The organism is Niastella caeni (assembly GCF_004834005.1).
GTDB lineage: Bacteria > Bacteroidota > Bacteroidia > Chitinophagales > Chitinophagaceae > Niastella > Niastella caeni.
The window spans coordinates 409,896-433,523 of record NZ_STFF01000002.1; the positions used below are offsets into that span (position 1 = coordinate 409,896).

The window sequence follows — 23,628 nt, forward strand, 5'->3', positions numbered from 1 at the left end:
ATTTCTGAGTTTGACTATGAGTTAATTCGTATCGCCTGATCGTAAAAACTGCAAAGCTTAGGGTAATAAACAAAATGTGCAAAAAAAATGCTTATAGTATAGTACATTTTGCAACAAATCATCGGTTTTGTTCGTTTATGCAATGCCTATTTTACGTAAGTTTGCGGCGTTCTATGAAAACACACACATTCCGTTCGAAGCCTGAATTTATAGCAATACTGGTAATTGCTTTCTTCTGCTTTATGGCAGCTAACTGCCATTCTCCTTCTGCTAAAGCAGCCGATGTAAAAGAAAGCTCCACGCCTGAGTCGCCAAAGCCCGGTGACGAAAAATCCGCCAATACCGACGCGGCAGCAATGCCCAACATCGACAAGGTCAAAGTAGCTGATCCCAAAACTATATTAGCGCGTCCGGAAGTGCCGATCTTGTGCTATCACCAGATCCGCGACTGGAAGCCCACTGATTCAAAAACAGCCCAGGCATATATTGTTCCCCCGGCTTCCTTTGAGGAACAAATGAAAATGCTGGCCGATAGCGGTTACCATACCATTTTACCCGATCAACTGTATGCTTATCTGAACGAAGGAACGCCTTTACCGTCAAAACCGGTGATGCTCACCTTCGACGATACCGACCTGGACCAATATACCGTTGCCAGGCCCATCATGGATAAATACAATTTCAAAGGCGTGTTCTTTGTAATGACCGTATCCATTGGCCGGCCCCGATACATGACCAAAGAGCAAATTAAAGACCTGTCAGATAAAGGCCACACCATAGGTTCACATACCTGGGACCATCACAATGTAAAGAAATTCCAGGGGCAAGACTGGGTAACGCAAATTGAAAAGCCTACCAAACAACTGGAAGCTATTACCGGTAAGCCCATCAAATACTTTGCGTATCCGTTTGGTTTGTGGAATCATGAAGCGATCCCTGAGTTGAAAAAGAGAGGCATGATCGCTGCGTTCCAGCTCTATGCAAAACGCGACGAGCAGGATCCTTTGTACACCATTCAACGTATCATTGTACCTGCCATGAAACCTGCTTCGCTGTATAAAGCCATGAACCAGAGTTTCAGCTATAAATAATCGGCAGCTTAAAATATTATTATCCTATAGAGTAATCGTCTGCCAGTTGGCGGACGATTTTTTTTGAGCCTGGCTCAATATTTTCTATTGCATATTGGCCATTGCAAATTGATTGCGGCTTTGTTTATTGTCTATTGCCAATTGCATATTGGCTTCCCCACTCACTACTTACTACTTGTTACTGGCTCTTTCTAAATAGTTGCATACGCGTTTCGTTAAAACACAGTTTTAGTCCTTCCTTCACATAAAGTATTATTAAAAGGTGTAAATGGCTGTTTGATGGCATAATAATCGATTTACCTTGATAAGAAGATTATTGTGTATTCTAAAACACACCTAAATGAAACGATTCGCAACAATCAGCACTACCGTAGTACTCTTGTTATTACTGGTTGGCGGTGCGCAACATAAAGCTACTGCCCAGCTATCGGTGCAGGTTTCGTACCAGACGTTTTACGACGAACTGGAGCCATATGGATACTGGGTCGATTACCCGGAATACGGCTATGTCTGGCGCCCTGATGTAGGGCCCGGCTTCAGGCCTTACAACACCAACGGGCACTGGGTTTTTACAGACGATTATGGATGGATGTGGGTATCGAACTACTCCTGGGGTTGGGCGCCATTCCACTATGGGCGCTGGTTCTATGATGATTATTATGGCTGGCTCTGGATGCCGGGGTATGAATGGTCGCCCGCCTGGGTTTGCTGGCGCAGTGGCGGCTCTTACTATGGATGGGCTCCGTTGGGACCCCAGTTCAGCATAAGTGTAAATCTTTCTTTCGGCCGGTATAATCCACCGGCTAACTACTGGTGTTTTGTTGACCGCCAATACATTGCTTCGCCACGCGTATATGACTATTGCGTAGGCGTTCAGCGTAATACCACTATTATCAATAATACCACCATCATTAATAATTATCGTCACGAGCGAAATGTATATATGACTGGTCCGGGCCGCCGCGATGTTGAACGGTATAGCCGGTTGCCAATTCGTTCTGCTTCGGTTCGTGATGCCTCCAGACCGGGTGGGGCAGGGTTCAGGAATAATAATGAAGTGGCCGTTTACCGTCCGCGCGTAAACCGCGATAACGATCGCTATGCTCCTGACCGGGTGCAACGGTTTAACCGCGACCAACGTAGTGCGATAGCCGATAACAGCCGTAATGGCAACCGGCGGTTCAATAACGATAATGACCGGAATGGTAATAATATACGGGGTTTTGAAGAAAGGCGTCAGCAGCAGGAACGGATGATGCGGGGAAGAAGTGCAGATGCCAATAATAACCGGGGAGGTTTTGAAGATAGGCGTCAGCAGCAGGAACGAATGATGCGCGATAGGAATGCAGATGCAAATAATAATCGCCGGCAGTTTGACGAAAGGCGTCAGCAACAGGAGCGGGTTATGCAACAACGAAACGCTGAAGCTGATAACCGCCGGCAGTTTGAAGCAAGACGCCAGCAACAGGAACGGATGATGCAACAACCAAATGCTGAAGCCGATAACCGCCGGCAGTTTGAAGCAAGACGCCAGCAACAGGAACGGATGATGCAACAACGGAACGCCGAGGCCGATAACCGCCGGCAGTTTGAAGCAGGGCGTCAGCAACAGGAGCGGGTTATGCAACAACGAAACGCTGATGCTGATAACCGCCGGCAGTTTGAAGCAAGACGTCAGCAACAGGAACGGATGATGCAACAACGAAATGCCGAGGCCGATAACCGGCGACAGTTTGAAGAAAGGCGTCAGCAACAGGAGCGGGTGATGCGGGAAAGACAGCAGCAACAACCTCAAATTGAACGGCGCCAGGAATCCGGCGGCAGGTCGGGCGGTTTTGGCGGATTCCGCTCACAGCCCCAGCAACAGCAACAACCGCAGGCCCAACAGGGCAGTGACCGGGGGGATAGAGGGGATCGCGGCCAGGGTCGTGGCGGATGGCGGCGGAACGGATAATAAAATGAACTAATTTTAGGTAAGAAAAAGGGCCGAAAGGCTCTTTTTGCTTTGTAATCAGGTTAATATATGCTTAAAGTGCAACGGAAGTGACTGGTCTTTTGTCATAAAAGCCAGAAAATCATCGTTCCCAGGTAAACTAATTGATAAATTTGCCGTCTGAGTGCGGGAAAGTTTTGATGATCTACGACTAAACGTATTGAAAACTACGACAATCAAAAAATTGTTAACTAAAAAATGAAAACTGTGCAAGTACGAAAAAATGCTTTTTTGTTTTTGGGAGCACTATCTTTTTTAACTGTGTTGTTAAGTGGTTGTTTGAAGGAAGCGCAGAATTCCACAACTACTCCCAAAGCATATCTTTCACTTATGCATCTGGCGCCACGGGCCCCGGCAATTCAGGTTTTTTTCGATAATGTGCAGGCCTCGTCAGCCATCAATCCAGGTACAGTTTCTGCAGCCTATTCCCCGGTAGATCCTAAAGCGTTTGCCATCAGTTTTAAAAAGTCAGGTGCAGATAGTGTGGTGGCCAGCCTGGGAACCGCTCTTTATGACTCATTAAAGTATTACACACTGTTGTTATATAACGAAGACCCAACCCATGTAAAGGCGGTGCGTATACTTGATGATTACAGGGTTTTAACTACCGATAAATCATATTACCGGTTCTTTCACATGAGCCCTGATATAGATCCGGTAGATGTTTATTTTGATAATAACCTGATTTTATCGGGCCGCAGCTATGCCGACAATGTTTTTGGCAGTTTTTATAATGAGTTTTCTCCTGCTTCACCGAACACTTATAATATATATGTGAAGAAGGCGGGGTCCGATTCTGTGATCGCTTCGGTAAGTTCAGTATACCTGAATGCGGCGAATGCTTATACTATTTACCTGAAGGGAATGAAAGGCGGTACAGGCACAACCGCCATTGGCGTTGATGTGTTACAGGCTGCTGATTAATGTTAAAGTAAGAACAACGTTATTTATAAAAAATTTAATGTACACCGGATGATCAATAATCATCCGGTGTATTTTTTTAGGGTGTTCATGCATAATTTATTTGGATGATATTAAAAAATGATTTAATTTTTTGATAACTTTCTAAACAGCGTTTTTACAACCGGATAATGGAATTTTATATCGAAATGTTAAGTCTCCTCTAATTTACTTTCCTGGTCTGTACTCAATGAACTTTTTAATATTTATGATGTTTTGTTGGTAACATCTTTTAAGGCGGAGCTTGTAGCAGGTACATATTTTATTAAGACCATTCTGTAACAATATAAAAAGTTAACGTATGAAAAAATCATCGGTGAACAGTTATTCGCCTACTGTAGAGTTACCGACTATTACTAAAAAATTTATTCGCCAGTTTAACAAAAGAAAAGCCAGTAAGCATGCTGAGTCATTATCGGCTGCTGTTCCACCGCCGAGTGAAGAAAAGATCAAACAATTGAATAGCATTGGTCAGGAATATCCTTTTTGTGTTTATTACAAACAGAAATCGAACGACCCTTTGTGAAACCCATTACAAAAACGCAGATATAATTGCATTTACCGATCACCGTAAGTATTTTTCACTAGTCTCCTGTTTTTCCTGGCAGGACTGCTGATTTTTTTTGTTAAAAGCTGAGGTTTTTTGACATTTTGAATTATCTTTGAATAGATCGCTTCTCATATAACTTTCTTCCTTTTAGTTCGCTTGCCATAGAATTAACGATAACGATCTGATTCTGATTCTTTTTCTAGCCGTATGAACGACCCAGTCTGATTTTTTTTACGTAGTGTACACGTATCCAAGTGAAAGCCTGTTTAATTATTTTTTAATCATCACTTGTAAATCACTTGTAAATTTTGGCGCATGAAAAAGAAAACTTTCAAATTGGCAACTACAAACAACAGCACTTCGTCCTTTTCTCTAGAAAACACACGCACAACGGAAACGCTTCTTCTCGAAAATGCTCTTCCGGTTCCCCCCAGTGAAGAAACAGTAGCACGTTTAAATGCTATTGCCCGGGAATATCCCTTTTGTGCTTACATTAAGCAGAATAACCTGTATTTACTGTAAATCAGCAGCTTAGCTTATATCTCTTTGTATATATGCCCCAGGTAACCCGCCAGCTCCATGAGCCAGGCAATACCTAAGTGAACTATTAATCCTCCCCAGATACTACGGGTATTATACACTACTGCTCCCAGGATGATGCCGCCGAAATAGGAGGTAATGCATTCAAATAAGGGCTTTCCAAAATGAATGGAACAGTAGAAGGCCGCCACCGGTAAAATGGCTTGTTTGCCGGCAAAGCGGGCAAAAGTTAATATCAAAAATCCGCGAAAGAAAAGCTCGATCGTCACAAAGTCGATCCCATAGGAGAGCTCATAGAGCAGTTTCCAGGGAAAGGCATGCTGCACGTATTGATCAATTATATCAATGCGCTGCACTTTGGGATACGTATGCAGGAAATCGTTTTGGGTGGCCGCAAAAGCGATCAGCGGCACCATGCCCAACAGCAGCAGCAGGTAGGGTTGAACGCTGAACCCTTTCGCCTGCAGGCCGGCAACCGGTTTCCCAAAGCGGCCCCATTGCCAAATGACAGTGACCAGGGTAAACACCACCAATAGTTTTAGTGGCCAGTCGAGCACCTTATACCAGTAGCGGTTCCAGGGGAAGGGGAGGTGTTGGGTAAAATAACCGGCGGCCTCGTCGAAGGTTATTTTAATGGCGAATATGGCCGGGGCCGCCAGCAGCAACATAAAGAAGAAACGGTTATCGGGAATAGTTTCGCTGGCCAGCAGGAATTGCAGCAGCCAGGCGGCTGAAAAAACAAAGCCGAACAGCAAAAAGAAGCCGGCAATTCGTAATGGCCAGGAGCGAAGGGCAAAAATGGCGGGTTCTATGCCAAGGGTATAATTACAGGTAATGGCAATGGCTACAAGGAGGGTTGTGAGCAGAAATACGGTGCGGTTGACAGACTGGATATAGTTTCGCAGGTAACCAATGATCTCATTCATGGAAAAACAGGCTTCAGGCCGGAAGGTATGAAAAATTCAGCTGCAAGCTTTAAGCTATAAGCTGCAAGCAAATACAGCCATGATAAACCATTTTTCCATTAAGCCAAAACGCCGCCCCAACCTGAAGGTCGGGGCGGCGTTTAATATTCTAAAAGAAAACAAATTATTTCGACTCGAAACTGGCTTTCATTTTTTCCATCAGGTCGGTGGCGATCATTTTCTGCGCCAGATGGATCATATTGCTGAACGCTTTGGCATGGGAAATACCATGACCAATGATCACCGGTTTGGCAACGCCTAATACCGGGGTTCCGCCATACAATTCAAAATTAAATTGGTCGAGGTACTCGTGTTTCATCCCTTTACGGTGGGTGATCTCGTACAGCGACTCGGCCATTTTCAGGATCACGTTACCCGTAAATCCGTCGCACACCATTACATCGGCTTTATCGAGCAGAATATCCCGGCCTTCCACATTCCCTGTAAAGTTGATCTGGTCATTTTCTTTCAGGATCGGGTAGGCGGCCTGGGCGAGCAGATTGCCTTTACCTTCTTCTTCCCCAATATTTAACAAGGCAACACGGGGTTGTGCAATACCAAGGATGTGCTTGGCATACAGTGAACCCAACAGGGCAAACTGGTTCAGGTGCTCGGGTTTGCAGTCGGCATTCAGGCCAACATCGAGCAACAAACCGGTGGTTCCGTTGTCTTTGGGAATAATGGTAGAGATGGTAGGCCGCTGAACGCCTTCAATAGGTTTGATACTATACATAGCACCCACCAACATGGCTCCGGTATTGCCTGCGCTGATAAATGCGCCTGCTTTACCCGATGCCAGCAAGTGAAAGCCAACAGCAATGGATGATTGCTGCTTTTCTTTCAGTGCTTTGGTAGGAGATTCATTATAATCAATTACCTGGGGGGCGTGAAATACCTTTACCTTATCGGCCGGTATTTGATATTGCTGCAGCAATGGATTGATCTGCGCTTCATCACCCACTAAAAACAACAGAGCCGGATTGTCAGCTTCTGTCAGGTAATCGCGGACTCCCTTCACTGCTTCCAGTGGTGCGAAGTCTCCGCCCATCATGTCTAAACAGATAGTCATTTCCGGCAACGAGGCTTATTATATAATAATAAAGGAGGTTAAAAATCGGGCTTATTCAATTAAGCCTTTTCAGAAACTACTTTTCCTTTATAATATAACTTACCTTCACTTACGTGAGCGCGATGGCGAACATGCGTTTCACCCGTAGTGCTGTCCTTGCTTAAGGTTACTTTTTCAGCCTTATAGTGTGTTCTTCTTTTGGCACCCCTTTGTTGGGAATGTCTCCGTTTTGGATTAGGCATACACTCAGAATTTATACGTCAAATAAAAAAATCAACTGTCTTCCAGGTCTTTAAATTTTTCCAACCCCTTCCACAAGGGGTTGTTGGCCGGTTTCTGTTCCTCTAGTTTTTTGAGCATTTCCAGCACTTCTTTATTACAGTGCGGTCCGCCCATTTCATCATCACTACACATCCGTTGCATCGGAATGCTGAGGTTAATGAACTCGTAGATCCAGTCGGCAATGTGCAAATGGCTTTCGCCTTTTGAAATGTAATAAACGTCGGGATCTTCTTCCTGTTCATTCATTACATCAGGTTCTTCCACCATTTTTACAACGATGTTGAACTCATCCCACAATTCCAGCGGCAGGTTATTGCCGCAGCGATCACAGGTTACCTCCAGTTTGCCACCCACTTCAAACTTCAGTAGCATAAACCCGTTTTGCTTTTCCAGCGCCAGTTTTACGTGGGCTGTGCAATTCCGGAAGTCCTGCTCCTGGTATTCTACAAAGAACTTATCGTCGATGGTATAGTCAAACTCATGAGTGCCCGGTTTCAATCCTACAAAAGCTATATCGTAATTCCGTCGGCTGTTCATGAACTACCCTTTTAAAGAGTTTGCAAAGGTAGGGATTATCAGGCAAACAGGTAAAGGTAAAACCAAAAAAATGGCAAAAATAGCCGGTCTTAAACTGAATTGATGCCCGGGAATCCCGTAATTGTGTGTAAAATTACTATAAATGGGTGAAAATTATTCAGTTACTGGTTACCAGCAACCGGTTACCGGTGGCCAGTTCCCGAGTTTGCCCCGATGAGGCCGTAATGCCTATTGTTTATTGCAAATTGTAAATTGGCCCGCCTAAGCATTAGCGCAGGCAGATTCGCATTTCATTCCCGCTTGCGGTTTTTTTCACGTTTCACGATTTTGCCGATTGCCGATTCACAACTCAGCTCGCTTTAGCCGTTGCCGATTCACTGCTTGTCGCAACGGGTCGGGATTTTACGAGCGCCGGTTCACGACCGGGAGAATTACCAATTGCCAATTGCCCATTGGTTTTCCCCAGTGCATCCTTCTTGCCAGCCAGGAATAATACCCTTTGCCAGGCAGTGTTAAATATAATACCTACATCCAGCCCGAAGTTGGCGTGCCGAACATACCAGGCATCCCATTCATACCTTTTATATATACATTCACGGCTTACGATCTTCCCGTGATACCCTTTAACCTGGGCCAATCCCGTAATGCCCGGTTTTACCAGGTTGCGGAATTTATACCCCGGAATAAGTTCTGCAAAGGCATTGCAATCGGCATGCATATGTGGGCGCGGACCAACAATGCTCATGTGGCCGGCCAGCACATTAAAAAACTGGGGCAGTTCATCCAGGTTCGATTGCCGTAGGAACCGCCCCAGCGATGTTACTGGTTCCTCATATAAGATCGTGCGCTTAGTATGGGCCATCGGGTTATGAACTAATGTACGTAGTTTGTAACAGGTAAATGATTTTCCCCCACGACCGGTTCGCTTTTGCAGAAAGAATACAGGCCCTTTTGACGTGAGCTTTATTAATAGCGCCAGCACTGGTATTAACCAGCTCAAAATGGCTATAATAATTACCGTTGCAAACAATACGTCCAGTATTCGTTTACAAACGAAATAGCCCCTTTTGTTATCAACATATCTGCGTAGGACGGTCCTTTTTAACAAAGGCAACCTTTTTTCATGAATCATAGTATTCTTAATACATGTATACGGTCAATACATTTATTTAGTTGCTTTTAATAAACAATACTTACTGAATGCCTGTACAACCCGAACAAAGTATCATTAAAGCATTAGCCTATTTTGATATCTTTAATTATCCGCTTACACAGGAGGAAATTATCTCTTTTCTCGATCAGCAGATGGGGCTGGATGACGTGGCGCCGGCATTGCAACGATTGGTTGCCGAAAAACGAATTTTCCGGTTGGGAAACTTTTATTCGTTGCAGCAAGATCATGCCTTGCGTACCAGAAGAACTACAGGCAATCATAATGCCGAACTTTTGTTAACGGTAGGTTATAAGGTGGGCGGCTTTTTATACCAATTCCCCTTTGTGCGGGGTATCGGTATTTCCGGATCGTTATCAAAGAACTTTGCCGACCAGGATACTGATATTGACTTCTTTATTATTACCAGTGCCAATCGACTGTGGATTGCCAGAACCCTGATGCATCTGTTTAAGAAACTGACATTTATCACGGGTCACCAGCATTGGTTTTGTATGAATTACTTTATTGATGAAGCGGCGTTGCGTATTGAGGAACAAAATATTTTTACAGCCATAGAAATCACTACGCTGATACCGGTTTGCGGTAATGGCACAATGGATGCATTTTTTAAAACGAATAACTGGACAGCCTGTTATTTACCCAATAACAATTTTCCAAAAAGTTCGCTCATCATGATCCGTCATCCCTGGTATAAGAAGGCGGCAGAATGGATGCTTAATAACCGCCTGGGTAATATATTAGACAACTACCTTATGAAATTAACTACACGGCGCTGGTTACAGAAAGAACAACAGGGCCGCTTAAATATGAAAGGCGAACGGATGAGTTTACGGAGCGGTAAACATTTTTCAAAACCTGATCCTTCTTATTTGCAGAAAAGGATTTTAGATATGTATAAACAAAAAGTGGATCTGGTCATTGATCCGGCATCATCAGTTCTTACTTCTTTTTCAGGGTAATTATGTAATAATCGCCTATATACTTCCAGGGCCAGGCTTGTTTCCATTGATCTTCTTTTTTTTGCAGCCATTGCCAGGCGGCCGGATGCTTCTCTGGAAAAAGTTCTATATAGGAAGGCGGCACTATGGTGCATAAGCCTTCTATGCTCAATACTTCAAAGGTGTTATGCAAAACTCGTTTTATGTAAGAGGGATTATAATACCAACATTTGAAATAATGTCCTTCAATATGAGCGCTTGCGCCTTTGTTACTGAAAAACCGTCTGAAGGCTGTTTTGGTTTTTCCTTTAAAAGCCAGCAGCGTTTCCCATAAGCAAAATTTAGGTAAAATGACCAGCGTCACTATGCCATCCGGTTTTAATAAGGGCGCAAAGGTTAACAACACATTATTTAACTGATCTGTACAATTAAGACCTGCGAAATTGGAAAAGATCATGTCATAAGGGCCTTTATGCTGCAGCTTGTTTAATTCGGTGAATGAGCAAATTTCACTACTTACAAATTGCTGTAATCCATGCAATTCGATCTTATTTTTTAATGCCTGCTGCATACCGGCGGCAATATCTGTTGCATGCACCCGGTATCCCTGTTGGGCAAAATATACCGCATCTTCGCCGGTGCCGGCATTCAATTCAAGGATCGAACTGCCAGGGGCAAGGTATTGCTGAACATGTTGCCGAACTCTTTTTCTTTTATACTGAACTATGGTATTGCCGGAATACAGATCATCGAATATGGCCGATTGTTTACTAAAAGCAGCAGCGGCCTGTTGTTCATAGTTCATATACTTGTGTTCATTCATAATAGCAGATGCTTCTTTTTATACCGTTTTTTCGAGTGTGTGCAGTTTTTGTCTGGCCAGGAAAGCCGCCGGAATATAGTATGCAACAGCAGCGGCTTTTTTTAACTTTTTCCAGGTGATGGTGGTAGGCTGAGTGCATATTTTTTTTATTTGCGCCAATGCCTGGTGCTTTCGATAACTTTTGTGCACATAGCGATGTAATTGTTTATAGAAAGCCGGTTGATAGGTGTTTTGAAACATTAATTGTAACTCATCCGAATCTGTCCAGTTTGCTTTTTCTTTTAGATCATTTTTTACGCGTTCGAAAAACGGTGTGCCGGGTAATGGATAGGAAACGGAGATGCCCATCTCATATGGCAACAGGTCCCTGATCATACGGATGGTTTTCGCAATGTCTTCCTTTGTTTCGCCGGGATAACCAAACTGTATAAAGAAGGAAGGATTGATGCCATGCTTTTTCAGCAGGGTAGTGGCCTGGTATATTTGTTCAACGGTAGTGCCTTTGTCCATAGCATCGAGTACTTTTTGCGAACCGCTTTCCGCACCCATCCAGATGTTATGACAACCGGCGCGCGCCAGGTCTTTGATGGTGTTCTCCTGTAATAACAGATCGGCGCGGGCCTGGATCTTGAACCTGAATTGTAATTGTTCTTTCTCCACGATATTGGCAAACGCGTTTACCCAGCCGGGTTTCAGGCCGAAGATGTCGTCACAGAACCAGATATGATCGAACCGGAATTTCTCTTTTAACAGTTTTAATTCTTCCACTACTTTTTCCGGTGAGCGGGCATTATAGCGATTGCCATAAATAGGTTTTGCGCACCAGTTGCATTTGAACGGGCAGCCTCTTGTAGTGGCTACGTTCAGCGAAAAATAACCGCTGCTTTTTAACCACATGGAACGGTAAGGTGTAATATCAATCAGGTCCCAGGCGGGCAATGGCAGTGCATCGAGGTCTTTCATCACCGCGCGGCGTGGTGTGGTTGTAACCTGGTTGTTGTGTATGAATGCCAGTCCGGTAATATGCTGAAAATTATTTTCTTTATTATCCATGGCTTTAACGAGTTCAAGCAATGTCAGTTCAGCTTCGCCCATAATAACAAAGTCGGCCCCTTCGGTAAGGTATTCTTTAAAATGATCGGTGCTGTCTGAGCTGGATACGATAACGGTGCAGCCTTTTGCTTTGGCCAGTTTCATCATGGCAAAAGCGGCCTCGCGCATATTCGTTAAACACATTTTAGTGAGGTAGTTAAAACCATCGTCGTACAGCACAAAGTAGCGCGGGGTTTGTTCGTTCAACGTGTTTTGAAGATCGTGTGCATTATGAGCGAACATGGTATCGAACAGGGAAACGGAATAACCATTAGCCTGCATTAGGGCGGCAGCATACAATGTGGCCAGCGGAGGGTAAGGTTGCCCGGTAGCCCATTGTTTGGGGTCGAATTGTAGAAAGTAGGAATGTGAGAATAGTATTTTGTTGCTCATTTTATTACTGTTAGTATGTCGGCAATCGTGAATCGTGAATCGTGAATCGGCAAACGTGAATCGGCAAGCATCTGCGCGGCCATTATGAATTGGCATTACCACCCTTTATCAACTCTATCACCTGTACCAACTTGTCAACTTCCTACAAACTGGTTTTCGGTCCCAAATTCAAATAACATACGCATTTTACGCATGTGGCATTCGTATCCATATCCAGGTTCTTTCTGAATGCGATCGCCGAGGCGCTGTTTACGATGGCATCGAGGTTTTGCTGACGAATATTACCTATAGGTTCATGAAAGAAACAGGGCCGTACCGTACCATCTGCTTCTATCACCGTTGATACCCAGGGCGCATTACATTTCTTGTATGGAAAAGGGTTCCGGCCATAAAAAGCCGCGTAGTAAGCATAGATCTTTTGCAGCTTATCGGCCGGTTCGGCAATGAATCGTTGGTCAATAGCTGTTCTATGATACTGTATCAGTTCGTGTACGGCAGATTGCAATGCTGGAAGTTCTTCCTCGTGCACCAGCACTTCCTGTTGCCGGTCGCCGGTCCACACGGTTGCGCGGTTGAAGGCCTGGCTGCTTACATCGGCCGGTAAAAAACTGATCTGATCGAGCCCCATTTCCATGGCGCTGTTCACGATCGGGATCCAGTGTTGAAAGTTCAGCCGGTGTATCACGGTGCGGGCCGTGATGCGAAAATTCGGGTTCAGCGATTTAATGTGTTCTACCCCTTGTTTTAATTTTTGAAAGGCGCCGGGGATCTGTCTAATCTCATCATGCAGGGCCTCATCGCCATCCAGGGAAACAATAATATCGTTCACCCATTGCAACAACTGCCCGGCTTTTTTCTCGAGCGCAATACCGGTTGATAATAATGTAACCGCTATACCTTCCTGTTTCAATATTTCACAGAACCGGAAGAAGTTGGCATTCAGCAATGCTTCGCCACCCGACATCACCACTACCCGCGTACCGAATTTTCTAAAGACGTTCAATAAACCGGTGATATCGTTTTCTGTAAGTTGTTTAAGGTTTTTGTTGTCCTTCCAGATATCACACATCACGCAACGGCAGTTACAGGCGCTATGCGGCATCAGGATCACTATCGGCAACGCCGTAATGACATCGGTTTGTAACGTGCGATAGCGTTGGTATGTATGATATAGTTTGTTTATGATCATTGTCGTGAAATGTGAAACGGCAAACCCCTACTTCATCGGGGCAGGCTGTGAAAAACCTTACCTTCCTGACGAATAATAATTTTCTACCCTCAATAACTCAATAACTGAACAACTTGTCAACCCGTTAACTTGTCAATTCTGAAAATATAATTCACTTCTACCCAATTCTTCTTCTCAAACACGCAATTCAACCTAAACCCACAGCTTCTGGCCATTGACCTTATCATTTCCAGGTCGCACCCATCGCACAGCACCATCAGTACCATCGATTGCGGATGCATATATGGTTTAAGACTGCTGAACAGTTGTTGAAAATATTCGCCCTGTTCCCCGCAATACCAGGCATACTCGGCCGGCGTTTTCGGTTGCTTTTTATAATACGGCGGGTTGATGGCAATGAGATCAAATGTCTGCTGCGGAATATTAGTGAACAGGTCTGATTTTATAACGGTAATAGAAAGCTGGTTGCTATGGCTGTTCATTTCCAGCGAATGAATGGCCACCGAATTGATATCGCTTGCGGTTACCTGCGCACCTTCGCGGGCTGCATACAAAGCGATCAGTCCACTCCCGGCGCCCAGTTCTAAAAATGATCGGTTCTTTAGCGGTAGTGTTGCGATATACCGCAACAACAAGCGCGTGCTAAAGAAAAAGCCCGGGTGAAACACCGCAGGTGGTATCACCAAACGAATACCTTTGTGGGTATACATCCGCGTCGCCGACAGGTATTTTACCAGCAGCGGTTTGTATAAACGGGTGGTTATATATTTGACTGTTTGTTTCAAATTGCTTTTAAGATATAAGGTTCGATTCGTACAAATCCTTCGGTCCTTCGACTTCGCTCAGGACTTTGACAATATTCTTCGACTTCGCTCAGAATCCTTCAATTTCAGGTTGCCGGTATTTCCATAACAATTGCAATACTTTTAATTCATACGGCTTCCAGTACAAACCGGTTTTGTAGCGAATGGCCGACACGCTGCGCATGACGCTGCGTTTAAAGCTGGAAAGCCTGATGTCTGAAACAGTAGGGTAGTAACTGTTCAGTACTGTTTCAAAATCTTTTATCTTGTCAACCATTTCAGGCGTTAACCACGGCGTTAACGGGTTCTTGCGCAAGTCGAAATTCTCCCAGTGCGGACTGATCCAGTCTTCCAGTTTCTCAGGAAAATGGAAACCGCTTTCCAGCACGCGCTTATATAAATCTGATCCTTCTGTGGGCACCGGGCTGTACAGGTAAATAATGATCTCTGTTTTTGGGTTAATGCTTTTGATCTCTTTAATGAAAGCGATATCCTGGTCAATTTGTTTCATCACTTGTTCAGGCGTATCACCTGGGGTGCCTAACACAAAAGAGTATTCGGGAATGATATCGAACTTCGCCATACGAGCGGCAAAAGCCCTGATCTGCGCACCGGTTTGCGTACCGCCTTTGTCCATCTTTTTCAGAATATCATCGTTACCGGTTTCTGCCCCAAAAAAGATCATCTTACAACCCGATGCACGCATCAATTCCAGTGATTGATCTGAATATTTATCGATCGTATCAATTCTTCCTTCGCCCCACCACACCATGTTTTCGGGTTGAATAAGTTTTGAGAACTCAACCGTTCTTTTCTCCGATACAAAAAAGTTGTTGTCGTGAAATTCTATGGCGTTACCACCGTGTTTTTCTTTCAGGTATTTAATGTCTTCATAGATCAACTGCGCGCTTTTGCCACGCCAGCGGGCATTGTAAATGGGAACAACCGCGCAAAAAGAACACTTGAACGGACAGCCCATACTGCTGTGATAAGCGATGGTGCGGGTGCCGAGATAAGTTTTGCCGAGGTAACGGCGCAACGGGTAAAATGTATTGAGTGTGTCATATGGCAAACGGGGCAGCGCATCCTGGTCGTACAACTCATCTTTACCGGTTTTTATAATGCCCTGTTCGCCTTTGTAGATCAGGTTGGGAATAGTGGTGAACGACTGACCGGTGTTCAACGCCTCCAGTAAAGACGGGAAACATTTCTCACCCGGTCCATTCACTATAACGTCAACAAAACCAGAGGTCAGTACCACTTTGGGTTGGTTCGATGGAAAATAACCGCCCCAGATAATGCGCACTGCGGGGTAGAGCATGCGTATTTGTTTTGAAATGGGTATGGCCTGCCGTAGTTGTGGCCCCGGCATACAGGTACAACCAAAATAGCCAAACTCACCGGTTGCCAGATAGCTGTTTATTTTTTGCCATGGATCGGTTTCCAGGTTGCCGTCTACAATCGCATACTCGTACTGGCCTTCAATAGCGGCAGCTATGGAAAGAATTGAATTCGGGATCCTGGGCTTTGTTTTAGCGCTACGCGGATTGAATAATAATACTTTGTTCATATGTGAACTGGGTTGACGATGCTCAATTGTCAAAGGAAAGGGGTGAACCGGGCTAATTCCCTTATCGCCTTCTGCCGGTGACTGTGAGACCTTTGAGATCATACGGATAATAAGCAGGTTGAGTTGCTTATTTAAGCTCTTAAAGTTTTCAGTAGTTGCCAGTAACAGAAGGGCTGTAACAAATTGTATTTTAACGACTGCCAATAGTGATGCCGTGCGGCGGGCAGGTTGCGTTGTTGTTTAAAGGCTTGACCGATATTCAGATAGGCATGGCTTTTTGCCTTTTGCAGGTATTTTTTCGAAACCATGTTTTGCCCATACAGGTATTCAAAGGTTTGAACGAAGCCTCCCTGGTTTTCAACCGAAACCAGTGTGCTTCTGTTGGTGTCGTGCAGGCGGCGCCATAATAGCGATTCATAACTGATGCCGGCGTTGTAATGCCAGGCCTTTGTAATAGCGGATGCGGGGATCGGGTAGCCGGGGGACGGGATAAAACCCCGTAAGGTAGTTCACCTTTGTATTCCCTGGTAACCGGAAACCGGTAACTGCTCCATTGCAGCAACCTAAAACATTCATTCTCCGTATTGATCTTCATTGTATGCATGTTCGAAATACCCCATATTACCCCCTCTTTTTCCTGGCGGCTTTGCTGGGTTATTTTATATACAGGGCGGCCGGTGCGCCGTACTCAGATTTTGCCGGTTATTATTTTGGCAGTTGGGAGCTGTTGCACGGGAACTACCAACATGTGTATGATACGTATTCACTGAATGCATTGATCGCACAAAAAGGGCATGCAGGTATATTTGTTTCATACGCACCTTTTCCACCATTTACATCCATTGTGTTGGCTCCCTTTTTAATATTCCCCGTGACGGTAGCCAAAATTGTATTCAATGTATTTTCTGCAGCGCTGTTTATGTTTACCGTATCACGCGCTATCAAATATTTTTCATTGCCAACATGGGTGGTATGGTTAATACCCATACTGTTTTTAGTACCGCTGAGAAATAATATCTTCTTTGGACAAACCTACTTGTTGTTGTTTGCGTTGTTGCTGGAAGGGTACATGGCATACGAAAAGAAAAAGCCGGTGTTGGCTGCTTTGTTGTGGGCGGTGGCTATTGTATTCAAATTGTTCCCGCTGGTGATATTGTTTTACCTGGTGGCGAAGAAACAGTATAAGCAGGTTGCATATTGTACGGCAGCCTGTTTGTTGTTGGGTGTTGTTTCTGTTATTTTGAATGGCTTTGCGTCCTGGCAATATTATGTGTTAACTATTTTTCCCCGCGCGAACAGCGGCGAACTGAATGATAGTTATACTTACCTGTTCCAGTCGGCTTTTATGCTGTTGAAGAATGTGTTTGTGTACGATGAAGTGCAGAACCCGCAGGTGCTTTTTAATAGTACGCCGTTATTTGTCATTTGCATGGTGTTGTTTAAAGCGGCTATACTGGCGGGGTGTGTGAGCGTTACCCTGCATAAAAAGACAAGTGATTTCCTGGCATTTGCCTGCTGGATCGCTGCGAGTTTGCTATTATCGCCAAATGGTAGTTCGTATTCTTTAATCTTGTTACTGGTACCCTTGTTAGCAATGGTCGACAGCAATATAAAGCCGGTTTATATTTATATAAGTATGGCCCTGGTGTTTTTGATCAGTGCTATACCGGTGCAGGTATTGTTTGGTTGGCCGTTGTTGCTGCAGTTCCCGCGTTTGTATTTAATGCTGTTTTTGTTCTTTTTGCTGATCAGGGCATCGGGCCCGCGTCTATTACTCAAGCCATTCATTGCATTTTTTGTAGTGTTATTGCTGGCAGATGCCGGCAAGCTATTTCCCAAAGCAGATAACAGTACGTACTTATTGAAAGAAAAACTACCGTTGGTATATGCTTATGCCATTGAGAATAACAGGCTGGTGTATTATTATTGGGATAACAAAGGCAGCCATGCAACAGTTTCCAACTACATCGTGCAGCAAAGTACAACCAATGAAGTGCGTATACAAAACAACCAGGTGTATTACAAGGGGAAGCGACTTACTTCAACGCCAGATCGCAAAAAGCAGGCAATGCTCATAAACGGAAGCGAGATCATTTATCTTTCTGATAAGAACCGGGGATTTGCGTTTTATACGTTGCGGCGGGTGGGGTTGTAGCAGCGTGCTCCAAATACCCCAACAACGCACTGATCTTCTCAATAATCCTTTCCGCCTGAATGTCTTTCATACATACATTATTACCGCCGCAGGGGAGTTGCTCATGGTGATGTACGCAGGGTGAGCAGGCCGCTTTATTGTAAAGATACAGATGTCGTTTTTCCTGTGCGGCTGGTATTTTGATATAGCTGGCCGGATTGGTTGGCCCCCATATAGAAACAGTAGGCAGGCCAAGTTTGCGGGCAATATGTAAGGGCCCGCTGTCGATGGTCACCATACAGGCGCCTTTATCGGCAATGAAACGATAATAGGCTTCAAAATCAAGCGCGCCGGCAATGTTCACTATCTTTCCATTTTGCTTATACGCCGGCAGGTGTTGATCGATGAACTGATCGATGCCGGTTTTGTCGTTCGTTGTACCAGGAAATGCTATGCGAAAATGCGTTTGGGATAATATCCAGTTGCAGACGGCTGCAAAGGTTTCGTTGGGTAGTTTGCGCACCAGCGCCAGGCTGCTGCAGGTATTGTTTAATATGATGTAAGGCTTATACCACTCATTTGTTCGAACCGGAATGATTTGTTCTGGTGCGGGAAGCGTTTCTGTTCTGGTTATCACCTGCGCCATCTGCGCGTAATTGTCTTCCAGGCAAATAGTTTGTTTGAACGGAATATTATGGGTGTTGAGGAATTTTCTAAAAAAAACCGGCTTTAGGTGAAAGCCAAAGCGATTTCTGGCCATGGTCATTAACGCATATACCGTAGTGAGCTTTGAATATACTTCCAGGTCAACCACCCATAATTTTTTCAACTGCCACGATTTTACAATATATTTTAAAGAGGAGCTGATGGTGATGGACAAACTGTTGGTTTCAACCGGCCATATTTCATCAAAGACATGGAACGGTTCAATACCGCCCGCAATGTTGGAATCTGTGAGGAGAATGAATCGCGTGCCGGGAAATTTTTGTCGCATGGCCTGGATGGATTCCGTGGCCACGACAAGACTACCTAGCCCTAATAATTTAATAAACAGCAAGTGTTTAGGTGGTTGTTGCAGACGATGGTTCCGGCGCATTACAATGCCCAGCAGCCGGGTGACGGGTAATAATATTACAATCAGGCAGTAGCCAATGTACTTGTCCAATTTTCGGTTGGCAGGTAATTGCACAATAGAGAAATGTTTTGTTTGTTAAATAACAGTTGCAAATGGTTAGCTGGTGTAAACCCGAATGGCTTATATATCACCAGCCTGGCACCATAGCTGGTACGGTTAAATTACCTGCAGGGTTGCTGCCGGTACCTGATGGTGTTTAAGGAATTTGAATTGTAATCATTCGTTTAGAGTTTTAATCTTGAGGTTCGGATTTTTGAGTGTAGATTTTTGGTTTCCTCCTATATACGTTAAACCGGTAGAAAGGGTTGGAAAAGGGGAAACAAACTGCTTAAATTGATGGAAATCAAGAAACATTCTCCTGAAGAAATACTTATCTTTGCTTTGAGCTAAATTTTGTAGTATTTTTATTCTATGTTTTTTAGTATCTTTAGTTATTTACTTCATTAAGAAAAGAATAAATTTTTCCCAATAAAAGTATAGATTGAAAAATCAGGTCGACAGTTTAAACTACCATTTAAATCATTAAGCTATGGACTTGCCAGTTCAAAATATTGTGAGCGAAATAGATTTAAAACCCAGTGATGCTTTGCTTCCTCTTTTTGAGACTATTGTTAATGCAATAATCAGCCTCAAGCAAACAAAGGATATGATGAGGCAGGACCGAATGATAACAATACAAATTTATCGTGGTGAAAGTTCAAGTGTCCTAAATTTTTCTGGAAACAAGACTATTAGTTCAATAAAGGTTATTGACAACGGCGAAGGGTTTACAGATGAGAATTTAAAATCGTATAGAACAGCCTATACGCATAAGAATAAGAAGGATTTTGGTTGTAAAGGTATAGGCAGGTTTACGATTTTAGCTGCATTTAATGAAATTAGAATTACAAGTAATTATAAGCAAAAAAACAAATGGCGGTTTCGCGAATTAATGTTGGATCCAATTAATGAAGTGACGGTTTTAAAAGAGCAGGATTCAGATGAGCCTATGAGACAAACAACTGTTCAGTTAGCAGGATGCCATAACCAGTCAATAAAAGATTATACGGCTTTATCCATAAATGAGATTGCAGAATCTATTATGGAACATTGTCTTATTTATTTTTTATGTAATGATTTGCCAATTATCAAAATTATTGAAATTGAAAGCGAAGAATCAACAATTGTCAATGACCTTTATCAACAAGTTTCAAAAGAAAGAGAGCGACAATTCTCTATTGGTAAAAACATATTTGATTGTTATATAATTAAAACAGCAAAGGTCCACAATAGGAAAAATCATTATATACACTATTGTGCTAATTCCCGAGTAGTTGGAATTGGAAAAAATATATCAAAAGTAAATAGCATCTTCAGTTATCCTATTATAGATAACGGCCGGCCTTATTATTTGGATGTTTACGTTGTTTCTGAATACTTGAATAAAAAGGTTTATAATTCCCGAAATGGATTTTCTATACCGCAGGAGAACGAAAATGGTTTTTTAAATAACGATGGCTTGATCTCTTTTGATCAAATAGAAGAGAATATTGCCAAATTGCTTGTTTCTGAGTATGATGAATTCGTGAAGGCAACCCAAGATAGGAATATTAAAGAGTTAAAGAACTATATTCAGATAAATGCACCCAGATACAGGAGGTTTTTGAATAGAGAAGATTTTTTAAATAGCATCCCACCCAATTTACCAGATGACAAAAAAGAAGAGGCTCTTTACAAAATCGCTTTTAATGAAAAGAGAAAAATTGATCAGAAAATTCAAGGATTTATAGATAAGAGTGAAATTAATAAAGACAGTATAGAGATAATAAAGAATGAGTTGATCGAAAAGGCGGCTTACGATTCAGATAGTTTATCAGAATACATGATCCAGCGTAAAGCTATAATAGATTTGTTTAAGCGGTTTTTAGAAGCAGATCAACATGGGAAATACAGGCTTGAAGAAGATATTCACAACCTGATTTTTCCTCGTGGTGTTACAGGCAGAGAAATAAATTATGAATCACATAATTTATGGTTGTTAGATGAAAGGTTTGCAACCTATACGTTTATCGCATCGGACATGCCCATCACGGCTTTTTCAGAGAATAAAAGCAGAAAAGAGCCTGACTTGTTGTTAGCTGATTCCCCTCCCATGTTTAATAATCCAATTTGTTTCGCCCCTGAACTTTCTGGCGAAATTTCTTCTATGGTTATTTTTGAGTTTAAACGTCCGGGCGAAATTGCCCACCAAAAGAATAAATCAGATTATCGATGGGAATACTCACATTTAATTGAAAAATATTTTGATGAGTTCCTTTATGGTGATAATAAGAAAAATTATAGAGGAAGCCATGTAATGGTAAGAAAAGAAACGCCAAAATTTGGTTTTGTTATTGTTGATGCAATTCCTGAAAGATTAGAAGCTTATAATGAAGGAAAAGGGTATAGGAAAACACCATTTGGATCATTTTATAAGATATATCCAGAATTAAACTTGCATATTGAGGTTTTACGGTTTTATCAATTGATTGAAGCTGTTGAGAAAAGGCACACTCCTTTTTTTGATAAACTTTTTGCTGTTTAATCCCTACAGCGAAATTATCTTATTACATACCTGTATACTTTTTTTACTGTGGGTGATCAGTATAACGATTTTACCGGCAGCCACCAGTTGTTGCAAATGATGAAATAATATTTCCTCGGCCTTTTCATCCAGCTCACTAAAGGGTTCATCCAAAATGATCAGGTTGGCTTCTTTATACAATGCCCGCGCCAATGCAATGCGTTGCCGCTGACCGCCGCTGATATTCTTCCCATGTTCCGTAAGCCGGGTATTGAGCCCGGCTGGTAAAGCCGGTAACCATTCAGAAATACCGGCGATGTCAAGCGCTTTTTGCAGGCGTTGCATGTTGTATGATGTGTCGTTGAGGGTAATGTTCGCCAGCAGGGTCTCGTTAATAAAGAAAGGCTGCTGCTTTACATAAGCTATTTGATCCCAGTATTGTTTCCGCTGCTGGCTGGTGGTAGGTTGGTGATTGATGCACACCTCACCTGTTTGCGGTGTTATAAATCCCAATAAAATATTTAATAAAGTGGTTTTGCCTTTACCCGAATGACCATCTATTCCAATAAAATCTCCGGGTTGCAGTTGACAGGAAAAATTTTTCAATACCGGTGTATGATCATAAGTAAAACCAACCTGTTCAAGCGTTATGGAATGAATGGGTGCTGTGTTGTTCGTTGGTTGTGGTTCAACTGTTTTGCCTTGTTGCACCAGTTCATGAATAGTAAATGAATAGGTGCGGATCTGTCCGGTGCTGTTCAAAATGCGGGCAATACCAGGAATGATCTTATACGCAGCAGCCATAAAAGCGCCGAGTGTAACGATCTGCGTGGCATATTGACCATTGCTGATAGCGATCAGCACCAGTAAACCAAACACGGCAAATACTTCTGCGAGTCGCGCAGGTAATGCCTGAATTGATTGCAGGCTCGATAGATGTTTATTGTGCGTTTGTTGTGCAGTGGCATACCGTTCGGTAAAAAAATCATTCTTATCATACATATTGCTTTCCACAAAACCGGCGATGGATTCCTGCAGGTTTTGCCACATAGTGATACTGCTGCTTTTAATATAGTTGCGGGCCGTGTGCAATTTTCTTCTGGTAAACCATCCGGCTAAAATAACCGGTGGTAACAAAATGATCAATAATAACAAGAACAGTTGAGCATTGAATACGAGTATGGCGATAATGGTCAATATGATCAACACTACTTCTGTAAATACCTGTTGCATAGGCGTCAGTACATGCTGACAAAACTCTAAAGGTTGCAGGCTGATCCTGCGGGAGAATACCGATGAGTCGGTATGAATATAATCGGCATAATTTCCTTCCAGGTATTGCAGCATATTATTGCGCGAAATGCGGGAAGCTACCTGGTGTACAAATTTGATCTGCCGTGCATGAATAAGATAAGCCGCCAGGTTCTTCAAAGCGAACACTATAAAAAACAACGTGATAAGAACAAGAGACGAACGATTGAATAACCACTGCGCCATCGGTTCTCCCAATATGGGTGAGATGGCAGTAGTGGGATCAACCGTTTGGGTATAAAAGTGTATGATGTAAAGCAATAGGGCCAGGGAACCAATATCGGCAATGCTGATCAGTAAAGAGAAGGCGGTGAGCCAGGCCCACTGTTTTTTCTCCCTGCCCGATAAAATGGCCAACGTTTTTGTAAGAATTGCTATCACGTATACGGTGCTGTTTTAAAAAAGGTTAAAATACGGGAATTTGTCACAATCAATTACTTACTACGCAGGAATGGGGCAGTGGGTTGCCAGGGGAGAAGTCATTATTCTTTTCTATTAAAGTGATTATGATAGCAATAAAGAATAAATATTTTGTTA

Annotated in this window: 21 protein-coding genes; 8 read left to right on the top strand and 13 right to left on the bottom strand. The window is 43.2% G+C overall.

Going from position 1 to position 23,628, the window contains the following annotated elements; translation table 11 throughout:
- Window positions 1–173: 173 nt before the first annotated feature.
- The 5 genes from FAM09_RS09470 (at window position 174) to FAM09_RS09490 (ending at window position 5,116) form a co-directional block, all read left to right on the top strand.
- Complete coding sequence (locus FAM09_RS09470; RefSeq protein ID WP_243751637.1) at window positions 174–1,091, top strand: polysaccharide deacetylase family protein; 918 nt, start codon at window positions 174–176, stop codon at window positions 1,089–1,091.
- Between the two features lie 340 nt (window positions 1,092–1,431).
- Entirely contained in the window at window positions 1,432–3,045 is a 1,614-nt protein-coding gene (locus FAM09_RS09475) for a DUF6600 domain-containing protein (protein ID WP_136576858.1), read from the top strand.
- Window positions 3,046–3,282: 237 nt separating this feature from the next.
- Window positions 3,283–4,008 carry a DUF4397 domain-containing protein gene (locus FAM09_RS09480; protein ID WP_136576859.1) on the top strand — a complete coding sequence of 242 codons (726 nt, stop codon included), beginning with the start codon at window positions 3,283–3,285 and terminating at the stop codon, window positions 4,006–4,008.
- A 337-nt stretch (window positions 4,009–4,345) separates the two neighbouring features.
- Window positions 4,346–4,570 carry a hypothetical protein gene (locus tag FAM09_RS09485; RefSeq protein WP_136576860.1) on the top strand — a complete coding sequence of 75 codons (225 nt, stop codon included), beginning with the start codon at window positions 4,346–4,348 and terminating at the stop codon, window positions 4,568–4,570.
- 339 nt (window positions 4,571–4,909) lie between these two features.
- Window positions 4,910–5,116, top strand: coding sequence for a hypothetical protein (locus tag FAM09_RS09490; RefSeq protein ID WP_136576861.1), 207 nt, complete (start codon window positions 4,910–4,912; stop codon window positions 5,114–5,116).
- A 14-nt stretch (window positions 5,117–5,130) separates the two neighbouring features.
- On the opposite strand, the gene FAM09_RS09495 is transcribed toward FAM09_RS09490, so the two are convergent.
- The 5 genes from FAM09_RS09495 to FAM09_RS09515 all read right to left on the bottom strand — a co-directional run bounded on the left by FAM09_RS09495 (window position 5,131) and on the right by FAM09_RS09515 (window position 9,119).
- Window positions 5,131–6,060, bottom strand: a complete 930-nt coding sequence (locus FAM09_RS09495; protein WP_136576862.1) for a CPBP family intramembrane glutamic endopeptidase — start codon at window positions 6,058–6,060, stop codon at window positions 5,131–5,133.
- Between the two features lie 163 nt (window positions 6,061–6,223).
- A complete protein-coding gene (plsX, locus tag FAM09_RS09500) occupies window positions 6,224–7,168 on the bottom strand; it encodes a phosphate acyltransferase PlsX (protein WP_136576863.1) in 945 nt (314 codons plus the stop codon).
- A gap of 59 nt (window positions 7,169–7,227) precedes the next feature.
- Window positions 7,228–7,410: a 50S ribosomal protein L32 gene (gene rpmF / locus FAM09_RS09505; protein WP_081163913.1), complete on the bottom strand. Its 183-nt coding sequence runs from the start codon at window positions 7,408–7,410 to the stop codon at window positions 7,228–7,230.
- Between the two features lie 31 nt (window positions 7,411–7,441).
- Entirely contained in the window at window positions 7,442–7,987 is a 546-nt protein-coding gene (locus tag FAM09_RS09510) for a YceD family protein (RefSeq protein WP_136576864.1), read from the bottom strand.
- Window positions 7,988–8,336: 349 nt separating this feature from the next.
- Entirely contained in the window at window positions 8,337–9,119 is a 783-nt protein-coding gene (locus FAM09_RS09515; RefSeq protein WP_136576865.1) for a sugar transferase, read from the bottom strand.
- 68 nt (window positions 9,120–9,187) lie between these two features.
- On the opposite strand from FAM09_RS09515, the gene FAM09_RS09520 reads away from it, so the two are divergent.
- A complete protein-coding gene (locus FAM09_RS09520) occupies window positions 9,188–10,120 on the top strand; it encodes a hypothetical protein (protein WP_136576866.1) in 933 nt (310 codons plus the stop codon).
- Here FAM09_RS09520 and FAM09_RS09525 read toward each other — a convergent pair.
- The 6 genes from FAM09_RS09525 to FAM09_RS30660 all read right to left on the bottom strand — a co-directional run bounded on the left by FAM09_RS09525 (window position 10,101) and on the right by FAM09_RS30660 (window position 16,545).
- The gene (locus tag FAM09_RS09525) at window positions 10,101–10,922 is read right to left on the bottom strand and encodes a class I SAM-dependent methyltransferase (protein WP_136576867.1); all 822 of its coding nucleotides are present in this window, start codon (window positions 10,920–10,922) and stop codon (window positions 10,101–10,103) included. The two genes, FAM09_RS09520 and FAM09_RS09525, sit on opposite strands and share 20 nt — an antisense overlap.
- An 18-nt stretch (window positions 10,923–10,940) precedes the next feature.
- Entirely contained in the window at window positions 10,941–12,407 is a 1,467-nt protein-coding gene (locus tag FAM09_RS09530) for a B12-binding domain-containing radical SAM protein (RefSeq protein WP_136576868.1), read from the bottom strand.
- Window positions 12,408–12,549: 142 nt separating this feature from the next.
- Entirely contained in the window at window positions 12,550–13,596 is a 1,047-nt protein-coding gene (locus FAM09_RS09535; RefSeq protein WP_136576869.1) for a radical SAM protein, read from the bottom strand.
- Between the two features lie 116 nt (window positions 13,597–13,712).
- Window positions 13,713–14,381: a methyltransferase gene (locus FAM09_RS09540; RefSeq protein ID WP_136576870.1), complete on the bottom strand. Its 669-nt coding sequence runs from the start codon at window positions 14,379–14,381 to the stop codon at window positions 13,713–13,715.
- An 88-nt stretch (window positions 14,382–14,469) separates the two neighbouring features.
- Window positions 14,470–15,969: a B12-binding domain-containing radical SAM protein gene (locus FAM09_RS09545; protein WP_136576871.1), complete on the bottom strand. Its 1,500-nt coding sequence runs from the start codon at window positions 15,967–15,969 to the stop codon at window positions 14,470–14,472.
- Between the two features lie 414 nt (window positions 15,970–16,383).
- Complete coding sequence (locus FAM09_RS30660) at window positions 16,384–16,545, bottom strand: hypothetical protein (RefSeq protein ID WP_153825446.1); 162 nt, start codon at window positions 16,543–16,545, stop codon at window positions 16,384–16,386.
- Window positions 16,546–16,567: 22 nt separating this feature from the next.
- Between FAM09_RS30660 and FAM09_RS09550 the strand changes: the two genes are divergently transcribed.
- Window positions 16,568–18,124 (top strand): glycosyltransferase family 87 protein, encoded by a 1,557-nt coding sequence (locus FAM09_RS09550; RefSeq protein WP_136576872.1) that lies wholly within the window; start codon window positions 16,568–16,570, stop codon window positions 18,122–18,124.
- On the opposite strand, the gene FAM09_RS09555 is transcribed toward FAM09_RS09550, so the two are convergent.
- Entirely contained in the window at window positions 18,060–19,097 is a 1,038-nt protein-coding gene (locus FAM09_RS09555; RefSeq protein WP_166437077.1) for a glycosyltransferase family 9 protein, read from the bottom strand. The genes FAM09_RS09550 and FAM09_RS09555 overlap by 65 nt on opposite strands.
- A 670-nt stretch (window positions 19,098–19,767) precedes the next feature.
- Here FAM09_RS09555 and FAM09_RS09560 point away from each other — a divergent pair.
- Window positions 19,768–21,801 (top strand): ATP-binding protein, encoded by a 2,034-nt coding sequence (locus FAM09_RS09560; RefSeq protein WP_136576874.1) that lies wholly within the window; start codon window positions 19,768–19,770, stop codon window positions 21,799–21,801.
- 3 nt (window positions 21,802–21,804) lie between these two features.
- Here the strand turns inward: FAM09_RS09560 and FAM09_RS09565 are convergent, their stop codons facing one another.
- Complete coding sequence (locus FAM09_RS09565) at window positions 21,805–23,472, bottom strand: ATP-binding cassette domain-containing protein (RefSeq protein WP_136576875.1); 1,668 nt, start codon at window positions 23,470–23,472, stop codon at window positions 21,805–21,807.
- Window positions 23,473–23,628 lie beyond the last annotated feature (156 nt).